This window comes from Legionella pneumophila subsp. pneumophila str. Philadelphia 1 (genome assembly GCF_000008485.1).
GTDB lineage: Bacteria > Pseudomonadota > Gammaproteobacteria > Legionellales > Legionellaceae > Legionella > Legionella pneumophila.
Map to the genome: position 1 here is coordinate 441,094 of NC_002942.5, position 19,726 is coordinate 460,819.

Genomic DNA, 19,726 nt, shown 5'->3' on the forward strand with positions numbered 1-19,726 from the left:
AGATAACAGTAATGCACAACCAACACGAAAATTAAAAAAATATAGAATAAGCCATTGATTTTAAAATTTTTCATAAACTCTCATAAAAACACTTCGATTAAAAATACATTATCTCTATTTTTCAATGTTTATTTTCAACAAGCATTTATCTCATCTTTTTATTTGCTAATAAAAAAACAATTTGCTTATTTTTCTTAATATTTTCTTAATGATTTTTAGTTATTATTTTGCACAGTTTGTATCTAGGTGTGGTGAAAGTTATGGCTAAAATAATCTTGGTGTATGCTAATTGTGTTAATTCAACTGCTAAAGGCGATTTTGCTCTGGCTGGGCAGATTGCCAAAGATTTAGTTAGAGAAAAAACTTCTGATGATATCGATGTGGTTTTAACCTCTACTTTGGATGGAATTGCAAGATTTGAAAGCCTTTATGGCAAAGCAGTTGATGGCCGTGTAATAATTGAAGGGACCAGCGTAGGCTTATGTGCCTTGGAATTATTTGAGTCGGTAGATAATGAAGTGGTGGCTTTCATTGAAGCAAACCGATGCAAATACGCACCAAGTGATATTCTAAAGCGAGTTCTCTCTCCTGACAGCAAATTTTTATTTATTGGAGCTGCTAACCAAAAGGCAATAGCAACAGGGGATAAATTTACTAAATCCTGGTTGTACATAAGCCATAAAGGTGATCAGCCTAATGTTTATGAGCATTTTGACGAAGACGATTCTCTAATACAAAGTGTAGGTTTAGGTGATGATCGATTAGGATTACCATCCTTGCCAAAAGTCGATGAATTACCGGAGATGAACTCCACACAATCACAAAAAATACCAAGCGGCGAGTATGGATTTATGTATCTTGCCGCTGTACATGGGATAGATGACGTTTATTTGATGAATCAATACATGTCTTTAACTGAGATGGGGCAATATGTTTTGGTGGGTGAATATGCCAAACAATCAAAAGAAGTTCAAATGGTTCTGCACAGTCTACAGTATAAAGGTAGTTCGGTATCACTAACGATGCCTCAGATTTTCTTCCATGATTCGGTCGATAATTGTTTAATGCGAAACATGGTTTCAAAGTCTTCTGGTCCTTTGGTTGTTTCCACAGGGGTTATGAGTTCTATTGAGGCGATGCAAGATGGTAAATTAACGTATTATCAGACAATGTCTAATAACACGCAATTCGTGGCTTCTTATTTGATTGCTGTGAAATCCATTTGCTCCAGTGATACAACGTTATTTGGGTCTATGCCGAAATTAATTATCGATTTGTCTAATTTGCTTTTCGCAGAAAAACCGTTGAAAGAAAGTCAAATGAAAGAAATTAAATCTCTCTTAGGTATGTCGTCAGTTACTAGTCGCTTGGGAGAAATGAATAAAAGAATCATTGCAAAAGCAAACGGGACTGTTGCTGGTGAGCTTTTAAGCTTTATTGGAAAACCTAAAACGACGCAATCACATAAACAATGCATCAGCGTTTGCATGTCTCTTCGCAAGAGTGGTGAAACTACGTCGCCTATTTTTGATCAAGCATTACGCAGAGCAGCAGCTTGGGGTCGCTTGTTTGAATTGAAGGTGTTGATTGCATCAATGTCAACTTCTGATTTAAATAAAAAAGATAAAACAGGTAATCAATACACAGCACTTCATTGGGCTGTGATGCAGGGGCATTTAGATTGTGCAAGATTATTAGTTAAATCTGGCGCCTCTGTCGATATTCAAGACAAGTCTGGTAAATCGCCTTTACACTATGCGATTAAAAGAGGAGATAAAGAAACCATTAAATTATTGGTTCAAGCAGGAGCTTCTTTGGAAATTATGGATGATTCAGGAGCAAAACCTTGTGATGGATCAGAGTCTTGGGTTCCTGAGTATATTAAATCCTGTTATGAGAAAAGTGGCCACAAATCTAGTAGCTTATTTTAAATTAATCTTAATGGCAGATTTATAGCCCTGAATTACCCGGAGATGAAATCCATGATCCGGGTAATTTTTTATTATTTATAAAGCGTGGATGATTTTATTTGCTTTTCTGGTATTACCCTGTTTTTTGAAGAAAATTTAACCTCGAACCCCCTCGACTTATTTTATGGGTTAATTTTATACTGAATTCATTATGGATAGCATCAGGTTCAAGGGATATGATTTATGTTTTAATTTGTATTATGCTAGTTTGCGGTTTGGTCGTGTATCAACTCATGCCCAAGCTCCTGTCGTATTCTACTTCTTTGATCTCCAAAAAACAGGACACCAGTGAATTAACACATGATGGTATTACGAATGTCTTAACACAATTAGGTCATCCCAAGTTTGAAGGAGTCTGTTATGGCTTCACTCTCAATTGGGCATTGGCGGTGGCTCAGGGTAAGGAATCTTTTTTTTACCGCCAATTGCACCATTTACGAACCCACCAGTTTGGTTTGCCTGAAACATTACAACAAATTAAAGAAAAGAAAGAAAGGAACCAATCATTAAGCAAAGATGAGAAGATCATTGAAACTTTGCCTCAGTTAGGAAAGAAAATTTGTATTGCTCAAGATCCCTTACAATATAAAGAGAAATACAAAAAGCTGGTATGGCAGCCTGATATTAATTCCATTTTGAAAGCCATAAATGCCGACTCTTCGGTTGCAAAGCACATTTTTTATAAGACGCATAGTTTTTTAAATCAGGATGAAGCAACAGAATATCTTGAATTATTAAAAAGAACAGGCATCAGAGAGGATGTTGCAGTAATTATCAGTACCGCGGATCACGCCATGGGATTTAAACTGGCTGGTAATGTCTGGCGGTTTATTAACATCAATGACTTATACCAACAAGACAAAAATAAACCTTACTTTGAGTTCTCGTCCCGAAACCTGGTTAAAGAGTTGTATCGTGTTTGTGCCGAAAACCTTCAGGGAAGTCGATTGACCGTGAATACCGATTTTGTTTCAGTTAATCCTGAAGAAAAACTGTCAAGAGCACTGCAGAATTTATTCCCTGTGTTTCCAGTCAGAACCAAAACTTCTTATCCTGAACGATTGGCTTTTTTTTCCATGGCAGCAACTCAGGGTGATATGAATTCTGTAAAAAAGTGTATTCATTCTGGATGGTCAATTTTTTCTCGACAACGACTTAGTGATGATTCACCTATCCTTACAGCCATCTATTTAGGAAGAAGAGACGTAGTACGTGCCATGCTGAGCACTTCTCGACATAGAGTTAACCAAAAGCGTAAAAGCGACTCTTCTACTTTGCTCCATATTGCCTGTCGGTATGGTGGTAGTGGTATAGTCGAAGATCTGTTGAACATACGTGGAATTAAAATCGATCCCCGAGACAGCAAGGGGAGAACGCCGCTCATGTACGCCTGTAAAAAATCTGTAGTGACGGAGGATAGAAAATTATTTAATTTGTTGTTTGCAAAAGGCGCTTCTCTTTCTATTAAAGATAATGACGGTTTGACCGCACTTGATCATGCTCTTAAAAATGAGCATACCCTTGCAATCCAAATGATCGAGGAGAGATTGGAAAAAGAAGCTTGTGCGCAGGAGAACTCAACCTCTCGTCGATTTAAATTTTCTGAGACAAAAGGTACTTTGTTCCAGAGAGGAGTGAAAACTATTTCTTATCAATCACAGCAACCTCGTTTTGGTATGAAATAGGAGAATAAAATTTGTCTTTTTAGCACTTCAAGCTTTTTGTCTCGATTTTGGGGTTTTGCTCCCTATTAGTAAACAAACCACTTAATGTGCATTAGAAAGATTCTTGTTATTAATTTTATATACAGAATACTGGTTTTTAATGACATAACATCATATGATGTTTTCGCATCGGACCTGTACTGAAATGAAAATTCTCAATGCCTGTTGGGTCAATTTTGTAGGTCAGTATACTAAGGGGTATATTTGGTTATTTTTTATTCGATTATTAAGGTTTCCTTAAGCTTATTTCTTTATAATAAACTTTTGATTCCAAATAGTCCTCACTGAAGGAATACAATGAGCAATAAAAAACATTCTCTCACTATATTTAGCTTGACTATGATTACCGTTGGCTCTGTAGACAGTATCCGTAACTTGCCAGCTACTGCATTATTTGGGAGTCAATTGATTTTTTATTTTATCCTGGGTGCCTTGTTCTTCCTTATCCCAACCGCATTGGTCTCGGCAGAGTTAGCTTCTGGGTGGGCCAGGCAGGGTGGCGTTTATATCTGGGTTAAGGAAGCTTTTGGGAAAAAATCAGGGTTTTTAGCCATTTGGTTGCAATGGATAGAAAATGTGATTTGGTATCCCACGATTCTATCGTTTGTTGCGGGAACAATAGGTTATCTTATTAACCCCTCTTTAACTACCAATCCTTATTTTCTTTGGGCAGTCATTGTCAGTTGCTTTTGGGGAGCAACCATTGTGAATTTGCGCGGTATGAAATCATCGGCCATGTTCAGTAATATTTGTTCTTTGGCAGGATTATTATTACCCATGTCTTTGATCATTGGTTTGGGTGCTGTTTGGATAGCTCAAGGTAACCCCTTGCAAATCAGTTTTGACATGCCCAGTATTGTTCCCCATTTATCGGATAAGGGCATGTGGGTTTCATTAACCGCCATCATATTGTCGTTTTGCGGGATAGAGATTGCTACGGTTCATGCTAATGATGTGAAGGATCCCCAGCATGCTTTCCCCAAAGCCCTGGTTTATTCTGTAGGGATCATTCTGAGTACTTTGATTTTAGGTTCATTAGCGATTGCGGTAGTACTCCCACAAAAGGATATCAATCTGGTTGCCGGAATTATGCAAGCCTTTTCTGCCTTTTTCCTTAAATATCACATGGATTGGATGATGCCTGTGGTAGCTGTGATGTTGGTTCTCGGAGGGCTTGGTGGTGTGAGTAATTGGATTATTGCCCCTACCAAAGGTTTATTAGTTGCCGCAGAAGAAGGGAATTTACCAGAGGTATTTCAACGGACTAATGGAAAAGGTGCTCCGGCCATGATGCTATACACCCAGGCAACCATAGTCACAGTATTATCGGCGCTATTCTTATTTATGCCCAGTGTCAATGGATCCTATTGGCTCTTAACAGCATTGGCGGCTCAATTATACATGCTGATGTATTTGATCATGTTTGTCGCAGCAATTAAATTGCGCATAAGCCAACCTTACCATCCCAGACCTTTTAAAATTCCAGGAGGTATGGCAGGAATGTTGTTTGTTGCAGGCATAGGCATCATTGGAGTGGTTACCACTTTAGCGGTTAGCTTTATTCCTCCAGAGGGGATTAATGTCGGCAGTGCAACACGCTATGAATTGACCTTGATTATTGGCTTGCTGCTCATGTGTGCTCCTCCTTTTATAGCCAGTTGGTTGCAAGCCAAAGAGGCGGATTTGGAACCTGCTGTATAATTTAACAAGACAGGTTAAGTTTAATAACCCCAGTTGTTTATGTAACTTTCAAAAGATGGGCTATATTGACGAATTGTTGGAAGAACTATCTGCACGATTGCCAGAGCTGGAATGGAAGATCAATGGATTGAGTTCTTCTATTTCAATTCATAATTTGCCCAAAGGCATATTTTCTTCCGTTATAGAATTTAATGGACCTGCCTGTATCAAGGAAATCCAGGATGATATTCACGCTTTACAGAAACATAAGGATGAGTCAATTGCATGTTTTTTGGCAGAGCGTATTCAGAAAAAAATTAATGTCCTGGTCGTATTATGCCAAATGGACAAAAAGAATAATAAACCTGAATCAAAAATTTCTTTTGATTTGACAACTCTTAGTACAAGACAACAATGGATTAAAACCATGGAAGAGAAGATCTGTGCCCTGGAGGAACAATATCAAGCCATGAGAAAAACTTTAGAGCAAATGAAGTCCTGCTCTAATCCTGCAACTATTTTGCATTTACAAACCGAATTAGGGAATGTTGAAAAAAGACTTACTCTGGCTAAGGAAACGCTCAATCGAGCAATATCCTGAAATCGCTACTTCTTAAATTAACGTTATCGATAGGGATTGTATAAGAATCAGGCGATATCCTCAGCATGGATGATTCAAGATAACGACCTGTCTTATACATTACTCACGTTAAATTAGGGAATATATCTTTTGCATCCCAATATTATGCTGTAAATTAGAGACGCTTGAAAAAATATAATAAGGAAAGGAGTAGAGCCTCATGTCAGACAAATTTTCACACATTACAAAAGATATCACTACGCAATTAGCCAAGTTTCGCAAAGAGATGCCAGAGTTAATGACTGGATTTTCTTCTTTGGCACAAGCTGCGACGAAAGATGGTGCACTGGATAAAAAAACCAAGGAATTAATCGCTATGGCGTTGGCCGTGGCTAAGCAATGCCCCGGATGCATAGGGTTTCATTCACAAACTTTAGTGAAACTGCAAGCGACAAGAGAGGAGTTACTGGAAACATTGGGTATGGCGGTTTATATGGGAGGCGGCCCTTCTCTAATGTATGCTGCAGAAGCATTGGAAGCTTTTGAGGAATTTAGCAAGTAATTATCAAGACGCTAAAGTTGCGCTTAATAAATACTAAAATCAATAAAAAACGAGCAAGGCAGAGTTTTTGCAAGCATTGACAAGGGAATTCACAGTGCTTGACGCTCTGCCCACTTTGCTTTGCCATGCTCACCCTAACAATTTTCAGAACATGTCGTCTGGCTTAAAGAAACGGATGTAGAAAAAATTCCGGGACTTTGTTGCTGTGGGGGCTATTGCGGCGATAACAGGGAAGCCACATGTTGAATTTGTTTCTCCTGAGGACTGGGTTCACAAGGGTATTTTTTGCTAAGCCCTAATAATGCCACTTGAGAAACGGTCATTTTATCTTTGTCGCTTTGTTGACTGGATATTTCTTTATAGGTTTGTTGAATGAGCTCGTTCATTACAAAAGAATTAAGTTGCACACCTTGTGGTAAGCAAAAGATAGGTTTCCCTTGTGTTTTCGCAGCTTCATTCGCCTGGATTAAAGTTTCAGCAATACTTTCACTGGTGATGGTAAGTACATGACGCGCCGATCTGGCCCATGCTTGAGCTTGAGGGTCTGCTTTCATTTCCATTTGCGGAATATTGTTAGCAATATTCATATAATTATTTATTGTATCGGCCTGTAAATATCCGCTGGCAAGAATTAAACTGATAAACAAAAGACGCATTTTAAATCCTCAAGATCCTTAATTATTATTTAGTAAATAATATTTGCTCGGGTTATCTGGACATTCGTGCGGTCCACATTCCAAGAATGTACTGATTCCATTGGCAAGAATCAAGATAAAAAATACCCATATCATTACTTTTGCCGACTTGCTTCGTACTTTATAATCGGGCATGAAGCCCTTATCAAGGATTAGAGCCCCAGCAATTAATAAGATAATGACTAAAAATATGATTGCTGACCAAGTATAAAGATGCAAACCAAAAATGAGGCCGCCATAACCAGGATCACCTGGTGTTAAATGAATATACATTTGCCGAACTGAGATAGACAGCCCTAAAAGAGTTGCCAAAAGCATCAGCCCGTAATGTGAAGCTCTAATACCCAGCATTAAATTCATAACAAAACAGAGACCTACTGCAATAAAGCAAATTCTTTGCAAAATGCATATTGGGCAGGGTAGTTCATAAAAGATGAATTGATCCAGGAAGGCCAAGATCAAAAGGCAACAAATTATCAATAACCCCGAAGTATTGCCGAAAAGATGCCATTGCATTTGTTTATTCATAGGTTCACCAGATGGCTGTGATAATTGAAGCTGATTAGTATAAGAAGCAAACTGAAAAGAAATTGGAGTATTATCGTTTTATTGGGTTTAAATATAATTTGTAATCCTATTATGAAATAAAATAAAAACAGAACTATCATCATGATGATCACCATCCCTTTTGAGGGCTACAACAAAAGTATAGATAGTATATTGAGCAATTTCGAAATTTTATTGTAAGAGAGTAGCCCCTCCTGCCTGGAACGGTGGTATTGGTTTACGGTCAATTGATGCTCGCTGGGAGATTTTTTCTCGTTGTTTGTCGTCTCGTGGATTAGGGGGAATTTCCTGTAGGTGGCTGAAATGACTATTTAAAAATATCTCATTATCTCAGCCATTACCCTATCTCTTGAGGTGAATTTATTAAAAGCCAAAAGCTAAATTCCATGTGGCTGAATCAATCCCAATTTGAAGGCAATAAATAAAAACACAAATAAAGATAATGAAATTGCAATGCGCACGGTGAGCGCTTTGACTGTGCGCTTTGATTTATCAGTGTCCTTGACCAGGTAAAAGAGCCCGCTCGCTAATGAGGCCACAATAAGAATCATGACAAAGATGATGAAGATTTTAGTGAACATTTGTTATACTCCTGACATTGCTAGCTTCAGGGGAATGTTAGCTAACCAAATGAGTAGTTGATAAAAGATGCCTAGTTTAACCTGTTTTAATTTTCGTTTCACCTCAAATTGGCCAATGCTTATTCTTACGGCCGTTTGCTTTTTTTTATTCATTAGCCTTGGATTTTGGCAAATACACAGAGCCGATGAAAAAACTGCAATGATAACTGCACAACAAGCGCTGGCAAAGCAGGAGCCCATAATTTGGCAGCCAGGGCAAAAATTGCCAGAGCAATATCAACGAATCAGCATTGAAGGAGCTTTTCTGCCAAAGTTATTTTTGCTTGACAATCAACATTACCAACATCAATTTGGTTATGACGTTGTTTCTCCTATGCTTCTTGATGATGACTCCATCGTTATGGTGGATAGAGGTTGGGTTTCTGGAGACATTACTCGACGCACTTTTCCTAATGTTCAGACTCCCAACGGCAAATTTAAACTATTTGGCATGGTTTATTTTCCAAGTAAAAAACAATGGGTATTAGGGCCAAGTTTTGAAGAAAAAGAGAATAAGGTGACTCTTCTTGAACTCATTGATGAAGAAATACTGAAACAACTTTTGCAAAAAAAGGTCTATCCGTTTATTATTCGCCTCGACAAGAATGAGCTTTTTGGTTTTGTACGTGAATGGGAGATAGTATCCATGCCCCCGCAAAGGCACTTTGCTTATGCAATACAGTGGTTTGCCATGGCATTGGTTATTCTGATTATATTCGTGATTTTTAATTTGAAGAAAAATGAAAAAACCATATAAATACATGACATTATTACTCTTGGTAGTGATTTTTGCTGCACCAGGAATAACCGCTTATTTGTTCTATAAACATCCTTCCTGGCTTGGAACCTCTAAAGTAAATAAAGGAATTTTACTTTCTCCACCGATCGCTCTCAAACCGTTAGATAGCAGTGCAAAATGGCGCATTATCTATTGGAATCCTAATGGTTGTGACAAGACTTGTCTTAAGCAGCTTAATATGTTGGGAAGAGTCCGCCTTTCTTTTGGGAGAAAATTATATCAGGTGGATGAATGGTTGCTTCTAAGCAACAAAGATTCATTGATCGCAGAGGAATTAAAACCCATTTTAAAAGAGCAAGATATCCATGTTGCTGCCTTATCATTAACTGAAATGTCTAAATTGTCGACTTTATATCCTGAAGCTAAAATTTTTATAGCAAACCCGGATAATTACCTCATACTGAGCTATCAACCAGGATGTAACCCAGGTGATATATATAAAGATTTGAAACTTTTACTCAATACAACTGAAATTAAGAGCGGATAAATTGATGTCTAATAGTTCAATACGATTAGCAGCGACTCTCGCTGTTTTTTTGGCTTTTTTTGTCGTTATGTTAGGAGCTTATACTCGTTTAACTGATGCGGGCTTAGGCTGCCCGGATTGGCCAGGTTGTTATGGCCGCATGGTTCTTCCAGGAGCAGATAAAGGTTTGCAAGAAGCTCAATCACAATATCCGGACCTTCCTATTGAATCCAAGAAAGCCTGGACCGAAATGGCTCATCGCTATGCGGCAGGAACGTTAGCCCTGTTGATTTTTTTCATTGCTTTCCAGGTATGGTTCAAGCGTTGTCAGGATCAAGATTTGCCTTGGCATCTTCCCTTGGCTTTATTTATGCTGGTGGTATTTCAGGCGGCATTGGGAATGTGGACTGTTACTTTAAAATTACTGCCTGTAGTTGTCATGGGACATTTGCTGGGAGGTATGTTAATCGTAGCCTGTTTATGCCGTTTTCGTTTGCAGATAGCCCAGCTAAAGGGTCAAAATTTACCTGAATGGCGACCTTGGTTGCGTTTGGGAATTGTTATCATTTTATTGCAAATTGCTTTGGGTGGTTGGGTAAGTGCCAATTATGCAGGTATTTCGTGTATTGGTTTTCCATTATGTAACGGAGTCTGGTTTCCTGAATTGCATTTTACAAAAGGATTTAATTTATTTTCTACGATAGGCGCCAATTACCAAGGCGGTGTTCTTGAGAGTGAAGTTAGGGCCAGCATTCAATTTATTCATAGAATAGGGGCTATATTGACTGCCACTTATCTACTGGCTCTGTCATTAATAATCGTATTCAAAACGCATTCAATTTATTTAAGAGCAACTGCTATTATCATGGCTATGTTAGTATTGCTTCAATTCACTTTAGGGATAATGAATGTGATTCATCTGTTACCACTCAAGGTTGCGGTCGCTCATAATGGTGTAGCCGCATTATTATTAGCGGTGGCATTTTGTTCTTTGCATTTTACACAAGATAGGGAGGTTAGCCATGCGTACTGAATACGCAGCTCGACTTCCTGTAGATTGGCGTGATTACGTGGAATTGTGTAAGCCACGCGTCGTGTTGCTCATGCTACTCACTGTCATTGTAGGAATGTATTTAGCAGCTCCTGGCTGGGTAAGCTTGCGCTTAATCGCTTTTACTTTACTTGGCATAGGACTGTGCGCTGGCAGCGCTGCTGCAATCAACCATTTGGTAGACAGGCATATTGATTCGATTATGGCCAGAACAAAAAAGAGACCGGTCGCTTATGGGCGCGTGTCAGTAAAGCAAGCCTTATGGTTCGCGGTCATTATCGGGCTAATGGGATTAAGTCTTCTTATCCTGTTTGTGAACCAATTAACAGCATTACTTACCTTTGTAACACTCATTGGTTATGCTGGTGTTTACACAGGGTATTTAAAACGAGCTACTTCGCAGAATATTGTTATCGGGGGCCTAGCCGGAGCTGCGCCTCCCTTATTGGGGTGGACTGCGGTTACTGACCAATTGGATCCTCAGGCCTTGTTATTAGTATTGATTATATTCACATGGACACCTCCTCATTTTTGGGCTTTGGCAATTTATCGATATAAAGAATATCAAGATGCTGAAATTCCTATGTTACCTGTGACACACGGTATTCAATTCACTAAATTAAATATTTATCTCTATACGGTTTTATTGCTGGTAGTCAGTCTTTTGCCTTTTGTTGTAAGTATGAGCGGCTGGATTTATTTGCTAGGTGCTTTGGTTTTGGGCATCAGGTTTTTGGTTTGGGCACATAAATTGTATTTTACTGATAAACCAGTCGTTGCTATGCAAACATTCCGATTTTCTATTCTGTACCTAATGCTGTTGTTTGTCTTTTTATTAGTAGATCACTATTTTTAAGGGGTTAGAATGAACATAAAGATAAAAGGGGGCGCTGTAACAATCACTGTATTGGCCTTGGTCAGTTTATTGGCTGGTATTTATATCTCTCAGAATTTTCATTTTAAAAAGAAGATCAATGTGGCGGATTTTCACGGGACTTATCTTGAAAATCCAAGAACAGTCAATAATTTTAGCTTAACAGGCACAGATCAGAAAGTTTTTGATAACTCAAGTCTGCAAGGTCGATGGACTTTAGTATTTTTTGGATTTACCAATTGTGGTTATCTATGCCCGACTACCATGGCAGAACTTGGAAAAATGTATCGAATTCTGGAAAAGAAAGGGGTGAAAAATTTACCTCAAGTTGTGATGATATCTATTGATCCCCAAAGAGACAGTCTTGATAAATTGGGTAGTTATGTCACTTCTTTCCATAAATCATTTTATGGTGCAAGAGGAGAAGAGGATTCAATTAAATCAATGACCCATGAAATGGGCATTGCTTACGCAAAAATAAACAGTAAAGAGAGTTCGGAGCCTGAAAATTATGATATACAACATAGTGGGGCCGTAATGCTATTTAATCCTCAAGGTGAGTTAAATGCATTTTTTACAACACCACATCATGCGGATCTCTTAGCTAAGGATTATGTCTTATTGGTATCTTAACCTGTAATTCGATATTTTACCTCTACAGGAGCAATAGCTAAGCAGACTTGTTTTATTTATGTCAAAGAAATCTATCTAGGATGCATTAGTTAATTAATTGACTGTTGCATGAATTCAAAAATTACTCTCCTGTTGGGTATGGCAGGGAGGATAATTTGTGATTTTTAATCTAGGCTTTAAGTAAGGATTGTTGACATTTCATTTATCTTGGCTTAAAACCCGCGATTTTCTATCGCTCGGCTGCTTTTGTCATTTCAGAGCAGCTCTGTTGTGATGCTTAAAACTTGCGTTATTTAATAGAAAATTAGGGAAAATGGTTTGGATTGTTCAGATTGAAGTATGAAATTACTGAGGAAAGTTTAATTCATGAAAATTGCGATATTGGCAACTAACCCCCATTTGTATTCTCATAAGCGTTTAAAGGCGGAGGCTGAGGCTGCGGGGCATGAGGTTAAAATTATTAACCCTTTATATTGTTATATGAACGTGGCTGCTTCTAATCCTAAGGTACATTATCGAGGTGGGGCACCTTTACCGCATTTTGATGCCGTTATTCCTAGAATTGGCGCATCCATTACCTATTATGGTACGGCAGTATTGCGTCATATGGAAACAATGGGCATGTACACTCTTAATGAATCTATAGCTATATCACGATCCAGGGATAAATTTCGCTCTTTGCAATTGCTGGCACGTAAAGGAATTCCTATGCCGTTAACCAGTTTTGCCCAGTCTCCTGATGATACTGAAGATTTGATTCATATGGTTGGTGGGGCTCCTCTGGTCATAAAATTATTAGAAGGAACACAAGGCAAAGGAGTCATTCTTGCTGACAGTCATCAATCAGCTGTGAGTATTATCAATGCTTTTAAAGAAATGCATGCCAATATTTTGGTCCAGGAATTCATTGAAGAATCCCGAGGTACGGATATACGTTGTTTTGTCATAGGAGAAAAAGTAGTTGCCGCAGTTAAACGGCAGGCCAAGGATGGGGAGTTTCGCGCAAATGTTCATCAAGGAGGAAAAGCAGTAAAAGTCAAACTTTCCCCGCAAGAACGGGCAATTGCTGTTAGTGCCGCAAAAACAATGGGATTAAGAGTTGCCGGAGTGGATCTGATTCGCTCAAATCATGGCCCATTAGTGCTAGAAATTAACTCTTCTCCAGGTCTTGAAGGTATAGAAAAAGCAACTAATATTAATTTGGCAGGAAAAATCATTGAATACATTGAGAAAAAAGCGAAGCCAATTAGTTCCAATCATAGATTTCATGGATAATTTCTAATGGGCTCCTGATTTGGAGTCACTTTTGCCAATTAGCCAATCCGCATTGACTTCCAGTTCCTGAGCTAATGTTTTTAATACGGCTTCATCAGGGCTTGTAATTCCATTAAGCAAAGCTTCTGCTTTAAATTTTGGAATTTTGATGAGTTTGGAAAGTATCTCAATTCGCTCTGCTGTGGCCTCAGGGACTCCAATATTATCCAGTTCTTTATTCAGTCGTTCTGAAAATCTCTTGTTAAGCATGAGTGGCTCCTAATCAAAGGGATTTTTTACTAACGTGTACTTATTTCATATAGCATAAAAATGAAGTTTTGCAATTTTTAGACAAAAATCGCTAATTTTGATAATGTTGCAGTTCATAAAGCGGATTTCCAAGTGCTTTTTTTAATCCTTTTTTATCCTCTACCGCTTTTAATTCACTTCAATTGATTTGAATGATTAAACAGGTGATGTACCTGATAGAATGAGCGAAAAAAATCAATTTTGATTGACGCTTGATTCCAGTGATGTAAAATCGATGCAATTTCAGGGACATAGTTATTGTAATTTTGGGATGATATATGCTCTTAAAAGCAGAATCGAAGTATCCTTGTGATTTAATTTTGTTTGGTACGCTGGGTGACTTGTCTTGTCGAAAATTGTTGCCCGCATTATATCAACTAGAACTGGCTAATTTACTTCACGAAAAAACAAGAATTATTGGGTGTGCCCGAGAAGAGCTTGATTTTTCTGCTTATGTTGACTTGATTAAAAATAAAATTCAGCAATTTTTATTTGATGAAATTGATGAAGCAGTCTGGTTACGTTTTATAAAGAAACTGGCTTATTGCAAGCTTGATCTGAATCAATCAGATGATTATCAAAAATTAACGGACTATGTTAACCCTTCTGAGCGAGTGGTTATTTCTTACTTGGCAATTCCTCCAAGCCTTTATTCTCAAACTTGCCGCAGTCTTGCTCGCCTTAATCTAACACAGAAACCATCGCGAGTTGTTTTGGAAAAACCTATTGGCCATGATTTGCCTTCTTCTGTAGCAACCAACGAACAAGTGGCTTGTTTTTTTGCTGAAGATCAGATTTATCGAATTGATCATTACCTGGGTAAAGAAACCGTCTTGAATTTATTAGTGCTTCGCTTTGCTAATTCCATATTTTCAACCAATTGGGATAATCGCGTTATTGATCGAGTTGAAATTTCTGTTGCCGAAGAAATCGGTGTTGAAGGCCGTTGGGAATATTATGATAAGTCGGGCCAAGTCAGGGACATGCTGCAAAATCATTTGTTACAAATATTATCTTTAGTTGCGATGGAACCCCCCTTAAGCCTTTCAGCAGAAAGCATCAGAAGCGAAAAATTAAAAGTACTGAAATCTTTGCGTTTTATTAACAAGTCCAATGTTCATGATCATACAGTACGAGCCCAATATGTGGCCAATACTTTAGCAAATGGTAAAAAAATACCTGGTTATTTGGAAGAGGTGGGTGCTAATCAGGCATCTACAACAGAAACTTTTGTTGCTATCAAAGCCTATGTTGACAATTGGCGATGGTCTGGTGTTCCATTCTATATGCTTACTGGCAAAAGATTACCCAAAAAGCAAAGCGAAGTGGTTATTTATTTTAAACCACAGCCTTATAATATCTTTCATCCCTTAAATGAAGAATTGTACCCTAATCAGTTAATTATTCGCTTACAACCCGATGAAGGGGTGGAGGTGAGGATAATGAATAAAATTCCGGGTCTTGGTGAGCGTATGATGTTGCATGATTCCAAGTTGGATTTAAATTTCCATCATAGTTTTAAAACGCAAAGGATTGCTGATGCCTATGAGAGATTATTGCTAGAGGTCATGTTAGGTAATCAGTATCTTTTTGTAAGCCGAGAAGAAATTGAACAGGCTTGGCAATGGATTGACAGTATTGTATCGGCATGGGAAGAAGATAATATTCCGCTGTATACCTATCCAGCTTGTACATGGGGGCCAAAGGAAGTCATACGCTTATTTAATGGGCAAGCACATGTTTGGGGTGATCACAATGCAGTTTCATAATTTTAGGGATGCCAAACAGTTGATTCATGACATGGTGGAAAAATTAAGAACTATTCTATCAGATGCAATCAAACGAAGAGGGCAAGCCTTTTTGGTGGTTTCTGGCGGTAGAACCCCTATCGATTTGTTCAAGGAATTGGCTTTAGCCGACTTGCCTTGGGAAAAAGTAGTGATCACTTTGACCGATGAACGTTGTGTCAACCTTTTTGATCCACATCGTAACGAGCTGCTGGTACGTGAATTTTTACTGCAAGAGAAGGCAAAAAAAGCCAAATTTATCAGCTTGTTTGATGAAAAAGAGGATCCATTAGGTCATTTGAATGAGGTGAATAGCCAAATTGATTCTCTACCAATGTTTGATGCAGTAGTTTTAGGAATGGGGGAAGACGGCCATACTGCTTCTTTATTTCCATGCAGTGATGAGTTAAGTGCAGGATTAGATGATAAAGCAAATGCGGTGCTTATTGTGAAGCCTAGAACAGCTTCATTCCAGAGGGTTAGCTTATCGAAAAGGCGATTATTAAACAGCAGTACTATTTTTTTACATTTAGTAGGTCAAAGAAAACGGGTTGTTCTGGAGCAGGCAATGGCAACTAACAACCCGGAGATCCTGCCAATCTGCGCTATTTTAAATGCCCCAGATGCCAATGTTCAGGTGATGTATGCTCCAAGCGATGAGGAAAAAGAATGCATCCTGTAATAAATCAAGTGACAGAAAATATCCAAAATCGTAGCGCTGCTAGAAGAGCGGCTTATCTGAATCAAATCGATAAGGCTCGTACTAAAGGCCCACAACGAAGTATTCTGCATTGTGGGAATTTGGCACATGGCTTCGCTGCTTGTGCCAAACAGGACAAGGCTATTTTGAGAGGTAATGCAAAAGCCAATATTGCCATTGTTTCTGCTTATAACGATATGTTATCGGCGCATCAACCGTATGCTGTTTTCCCTGATTTGATTAAGGAAGCGATCTCTGCTGCAGGAGGAGTTGCGCAATTTGCCGGGGGCGTCCCAGCCATGTGCGATGGGATTACTCAGGGACAACCGGGGATGGAATTAAGTTTACTCAGCCGGGATGTGATCGCTTTATCGACTGCTGTTGCTTTGTCACATAACATGTTTGATGGAGGGCTCCTCTTAGGTATTTGCGATAAAATAGTCCCTGGATTATTAATGGCTGCGCTGGCATTTGGCCATCTGCCTTTTATTTTTGTACCCGCGGGGCCCATGCCTTCTGGTATCTCCAATCAGGAAAAAGCAAGAATTCGTCAATTGTACGCAGCAGGTCAAGTCGACAAAAATGCCTTATTGGATGTGGAAGCAGCCTCCTATCATACGGCTGGAACATGCACATTTTATGGTACGGCCAATTCAAATCAATTAGTTATTGAACTGATGGGGTTGCAGCTCCCAGGCTCTTCCTTCGTGAATCCTAATACCCCGTTGCGCAATGAATTAACCAAAGCAGCAGCATATCAGATTTTGTCATTAACAGATTTAAATTCTGATTATATGCCAATAGGGCAGATGCTTGATGTGAAAAATATTGTAAACGGTATTATCGGATTATTGGCTTCAGGGGGATCGACCAATCATACCATGCACCTTGTCGCGATAGCGGCTATGGCAGGGTATTGGGTAAATTGGGATGATTTTGCACAATTGTCGGCAATTATTCCATTAATTGCTCGAATTTATCCTAATGGTCAAGCAGACATCAATCATTTTCAAAGAGCTGGAGGCATGGCTTATTTTGTTAAAACCTTGCTAGAGGCTGATTTACTTCATCCTGATGTCAACACAGTCGTGGGTTTTGGACTGGATAAATATACGCAGCAGCCGCAATTGATTGACAATCGAGTGGTTTGGGTTAATGGTCCTGACAGCTCAAGCAATAATGAAGTATTAACCTCTGCTACCGATCCATTTAAACCTCAGGGTGGTTTGCAGGTTTTAAGTGGCAATCTTGGCAGAGCAATTATTAAGACATCCAGTCTTTATGATGAGCATTATGTGATAGAAGCTCCCGCAGTCGTTTGCTCAAGCCAAGAGGAATTTGAACATCTATTCAATCAAGGTTTGCTTAATAAAAATTGTGTGGTGGTAGTTCGTTTTCAAGGCCCAAAAGCATGTGGAATGCCAGAATTACATCAATTAACGCCAAAACTTGGTGTGCTAATGGATAAAGGGTTTCATGTGGCATTGGTTACTGATGGTCGAATGTCTGGCGCATCGGGCAAGGTTCCCGCTGCAATTCACGTTACCCCGGAAGCGGTTGATGGGGGCGGGATTGCTAAAATTGAAACGGGCGATATGATTTTGATCGATTGTGAAAGAGGAATACTTCAATTATTAGTTTCTGATGAAGAGTTAGCAGGCCGTTCTCCAGTAGCTATCGAAGGGTATTCCTCTGTTCTAGGCATGGGACGAGAGTTGTTTGGTAATTTAAGATTACATTTTACTGGTGCAGAACAGGGGGCATGTAGTCTATTTAAAGGAAATGAATTTTTTTATGATGCCTCATGATTTAGCGCAGTATGCGATTGTTGCGGACATAGGCGGTACTTTTGCTCGTTTCAGTAGAGTTAATCTTGTCAATTTGCAGATGGATAAAATTGAAATTTCTCCTTGTGCCGAGTTTATTAGTCTTGAGTCCGCGCTATTAACTTATAAAAACCGGCATTCTTTGCAAGAAATAAAACATATTGCGATAGCGATTGCGTGTCCAGTCATCGATGATTTGGTTTCTATGACGAATTGTCATTGGCAATTTTCAATAACAGAGTTAAAACAGAGACTTGGTCTTGAAGTTCTGGAAGTCATGAATGATTTTACTGCGATTGCGATGAGTTTACCTGTATTATCGACTCAGGATCTGGTGCAGATTGGTAATGGTTACCTGGATGCCAGTAAAGTGAGAGTGGTGTTAGGCGCAGGAACCGGTTTGGGTGTTGCTTATTTAATTCCTCATCAACATCACTATAGTGCTTTTGCAGGGGAAGGGGGGCATGCTGATTGGGGAGCAAAAACTGAGCAGGAGTGGTTTATCTATCGTTATTTGAAAAGTAAATACTCCCATGTATCTTATGAGCGATTGCTGTCTGGACAAGGACTGGAAAATTTATATCAAGCTTTAGCCGCGTATCATAGTAAAAAAGTTGAATTTTTGTCAGCAGCACAAATTATATCTTTGGCATTAAATCAGGAATGTTTCATAGCTCATAAGGCAGTAGCCCAATTTTTTTCAAGTTTGGGATCGTTTGCTGGTGATTTAGCATTAACTTATGGAGCTTTTGGTGGTGTTTATATTGCAGGAGGGATTATGCCGCGTTTACTCTCTTTGGTACACCAAAGCGACTTTAGAATCCAATTTGAAGACAAAGGACGATTTAGTGATTTTAATGCCTTAATTCCTACTTATGTCATTGCAGCCGCTCAACCAGGTATTTTAGGCGCGAGCGTCAGTTTAAAACAAATATTGACAGGAGCTTCTCATGTCCTTTTCTGAATGGAAAACACAACCAGGCGCGGTATTTGCTGCATCTCCGGTTATTCCAGTCATTGTAATCAAAGAGTTAGAGGATGCGTTACCTTTGGCCGAGGCTTTATTTGCCGGAGGAATTCATGTTCTTGAAGTGACATTAAGAACACCAGTGGCAATAAAAGCACTGGAATTATTGATCAATACGTTTCCAGATGAATTAATCGGTGCCGGAACTGTGATTACCCCTGGCCAGTTTCATGATGTGGTAGCAGCAGGAGCTCGATTTGCCATTAGCCCTGGCCAAACAAGGGAATTATTAATAGCAGGACAGAAAAGTGAAATTCCTCTCATTCCAGGTGTAGCAAGTGTCTCTGAATTAATGGAAGGTTTGGGGATGGGATATAACCATTTTAAATTTTTTCCTGCGGCAGCGGCTGGAGGTATCCCTATGTTGAAAGCGATATCGGGCGTATTCCCCCAAGTTAAATTTTGTCCAACAGGCGGAATTAATTCCAAAAATTATGAGGAGTATCTTTGCTTGCCAAATGTAGCTTGCGTTGGAGGGTCCTGGATTGTACCGGAAGAGGCTATCAAGAATCATAACTGGTCTTTAATTACAGAGTTATGTATGGCGGTGAGTTCTCAGAAGCGAGAACTTTGCTCGCAGAATTAATCTATTCGGGTTGAAA

At 39.0% G+C, this 19,726-nt stretch carries 21 protein-coding genes; 16 read left to right on the forward strand and 5 right to left on the reverse strand.

What is annotated here, in order from left to right:
* Positions 1 to 227: 227 nt before the first annotated feature.
* From ankY to LPG_RS02030, 5 genes are all read left to right on the forward strand, one after another.
* On the forward strand, positions 228 to 1,931 hold the full coding sequence (ankY, locus tag LPG_RS02010; protein ID WP_010946151.1) for a Dot/Icm T4SS effector AnkY/LegA9: 1,704 nt from the start codon (positions 228 to 230) through the stop codon (positions 1,929 to 1,931).
* Between the two features lie 179 nt (positions 1,932 to 2,110).
* Positions 2,111 to 3,655 carry a Dot/Icm T4SS effector AnkG/AnkZ/LegA7 gene (gene ankG / locus LPG_RS02015; RefSeq protein WP_010946152.1) on the forward strand — a complete coding sequence of 515 codons (1,545 nt, stop codon included), beginning with the start codon at positions 2,111 to 2,113 and terminating at the stop codon, positions 3,653 to 3,655.
* 336 nt (positions 3,656 to 3,991) lie between these two features.
* Entirely contained in the window at positions 3,992 to 5,395 is a 1,404-nt protein-coding gene (locus LPG_RS02020; RefSeq protein WP_010946153.1) for an amino acid permease, read from the forward strand.
* Positions 5,385 to 5,975, forward strand: a complete 591-nt coding sequence (locus tag LPG_RS02025) for a lpg0405 family Dot/Icm T4SS effector (RefSeq protein WP_010946154.1) — start codon at positions 5,385 to 5,387, stop codon at positions 5,973 to 5,975. Before LPG_RS02020 ends, LPG_RS02025 begins: the two co-directional genes overlap by 11 nt.
* Before the next feature lie 199 nt (positions 5,976 to 6,174).
* Positions 6,175 to 6,516 carry a carboxymuconolactone decarboxylase family protein gene (locus tag LPG_RS02030; protein ID WP_010946155.1) on the forward strand — a complete coding sequence of 114 codons (342 nt, stop codon included), beginning with the start codon at positions 6,175 to 6,177 and terminating at the stop codon, positions 6,514 to 6,516.
* 212 nt (positions 6,517 to 6,728) lie between these two features.
* Here the strand turns inward: LPG_RS02030 and LPG_RS02035 are convergent, their stop codons facing one another.
* The 4 genes from LPG_RS02035 to LPG_RS02045 form a co-directional block, all read right to left on the reverse strand.
* Positions 6,729 to 7,172: a hypothetical protein gene (locus tag LPG_RS02035; RefSeq protein ID WP_010946156.1), complete on the reverse strand. Its 444-nt coding sequence runs from the start codon at positions 7,170 to 7,172 to the stop codon at positions 6,729 to 6,731.
* Between the two features lie 18 nt (positions 7,173 to 7,190).
* Entirely contained in the window at positions 7,191 to 7,739 is a 549-nt protein-coding gene (locus tag LPG_RS02040; RefSeq protein WP_010946157.1) for a disulfide bond formation protein B, read from the reverse strand.
* Entirely contained in the window at positions 7,736 to 7,894 is a 159-nt protein-coding gene (locus LPG_RS15470) for a DUF5993 family protein (protein ID WP_370447296.1), read from the reverse strand. The genes LPG_RS02040 and LPG_RS15470 overlap by 4 nt, the downstream gene beginning before the upstream one ends.
* Before the next feature lie 261 nt (positions 7,895 to 8,155).
* Positions 8,156 to 8,359: a twin transmembrane helix small protein gene (locus LPG_RS02045; RefSeq protein ID WP_011213058.1), complete on the reverse strand. Its 204-nt coding sequence runs from the start codon at positions 8,357 to 8,359 to the stop codon at positions 8,156 to 8,158.
* Between the two features lie 67 nt (positions 8,360 to 8,426).
* Here LPG_RS02045 and LPG_RS02050 point away from each other — a divergent pair, with 67 nt between their 5' ends.
* From LPG_RS02050 to rimK, 6 genes are all read left to right on the forward strand, one after another.
* Entirely contained in the window at positions 8,427 to 9,155 is a 729-nt protein-coding gene (locus tag LPG_RS02050; RefSeq protein ID WP_010946158.1) for an SURF1 family protein, read from the forward strand.
* Positions 9,139 to 9,684, forward strand: a complete 546-nt coding sequence (locus tag LPG_RS02055; protein WP_010946159.1) for a hypothetical protein — start codon at positions 9,139 to 9,141, stop codon at positions 9,682 to 9,684. The genes LPG_RS02050 and LPG_RS02055 overlap by 17 nt, the downstream gene beginning before the upstream one ends.
* 4 nt (positions 9,685 to 9,688) lie before the next feature.
* Positions 9,689 to 10,696 (forward strand): COX15/CtaA family protein, encoded by a 1,008-nt coding sequence (locus LPG_RS02060; RefSeq protein WP_015444842.1) that lies wholly within the window; start codon positions 9,689 to 9,691, stop codon positions 10,694 to 10,696.
* The gene (gene cyoE, locus LPG_RS02065; RefSeq protein ID WP_010946161.1) at positions 10,686 to 11,570 is read left to right on the forward strand and encodes a heme o synthase; all 885 of its coding nucleotides are present in this window, start codon (positions 10,686 to 10,688) and stop codon (positions 11,568 to 11,570) included. The genes LPG_RS02060 and cyoE overlap by 11 nt, the downstream gene beginning before the upstream one ends.
* Before the next feature lie 9 nt (positions 11,571 to 11,579).
* Positions 11,580 to 12,221, forward strand: coding sequence for an SCO family protein (locus tag LPG_RS02070; protein ID WP_010946162.1), 642 nt, complete (start codon positions 11,580 to 11,582; stop codon positions 12,219 to 12,221).
* Between the two features lie 366 nt (positions 12,222 to 12,587).
* A complete protein-coding gene (gene rimK, locus LPG_RS02075) occupies positions 12,588 to 13,496 on the forward strand; it encodes a 30S ribosomal protein S6--L-glutamate ligase (protein ID WP_010946163.1) in 909 nt (302 codons plus the stop codon).
* A 3-nt stretch (positions 13,497 to 13,499) separates the two neighbouring features.
* Here the strand turns inward: rimK and LPG_RS02080 are convergent, their stop codons facing one another.
* Positions 13,500 to 13,745: a hypothetical protein gene (locus tag LPG_RS02080; protein WP_010946164.1), complete on the reverse strand. Its 246-nt coding sequence runs from the start codon at positions 13,743 to 13,745 to the stop codon at positions 13,500 to 13,502.
* Positions 13,746 to 14,062: 317 nt separating this feature from the next.
* Here LPG_RS02080 and zwf point away from each other — a divergent pair, with 317 nt between their 5' ends.
* Genes zwf through LPG_RS02105 form a run of 5 tightly spaced genes read left to right on the forward strand, consistent with a single transcriptional unit; the run spans position 14,063 to position 19,710 of the window.
* The gene (gene zwf, locus LPG_RS02085; RefSeq protein WP_010946165.1) at positions 14,063 to 15,553 is read left to right on the forward strand and encodes a glucose-6-phosphate dehydrogenase; all 1,491 of its coding nucleotides are present in this window, start codon (positions 14,063 to 14,065) and stop codon (positions 15,551 to 15,553) included.
* Positions 15,540 to 16,253 carry a 6-phosphogluconolactonase gene (pgl, locus tag LPG_RS02090; RefSeq protein ID WP_015444840.1) on the forward strand — a complete coding sequence of 238 codons (714 nt, stop codon included), beginning with the start codon at positions 15,540 to 15,542 and terminating at the stop codon, positions 16,251 to 16,253. The genes zwf and pgl overlap by 14 nt, the downstream gene beginning before the upstream one ends.
* Complete coding sequence (edd, locus tag LPG_RS02095) at positions 16,241 to 18,079, forward strand: phosphogluconate dehydratase (protein ID WP_010946167.1); 1,839 nt, start codon at positions 16,241 to 16,243, stop codon at positions 18,077 to 18,079. Before pgl ends, edd begins: the two co-directional genes overlap by 13 nt.
* A complete protein-coding gene (glk, locus tag LPG_RS02100) occupies positions 18,066 to 19,061 on the forward strand; it encodes a glucokinase (protein WP_011945597.1) in 996 nt (331 codons plus the stop codon). Before edd ends, glk begins: the two co-directional genes overlap by 14 nt.
* Positions 19,048 to 19,710: a bifunctional 4-hydroxy-2-oxoglutarate aldolase/2-dehydro-3-deoxy-phosphogluconate aldolase gene (locus LPG_RS02105; protein ID WP_010946169.1), complete on the forward strand. Its 663-nt coding sequence runs from the start codon at positions 19,048 to 19,050 to the stop codon at positions 19,708 to 19,710. Before glk ends, LPG_RS02105 begins: the two co-directional genes overlap by 14 nt.
* Positions 19,711 to 19,726 lie beyond the last annotated feature (16 nt).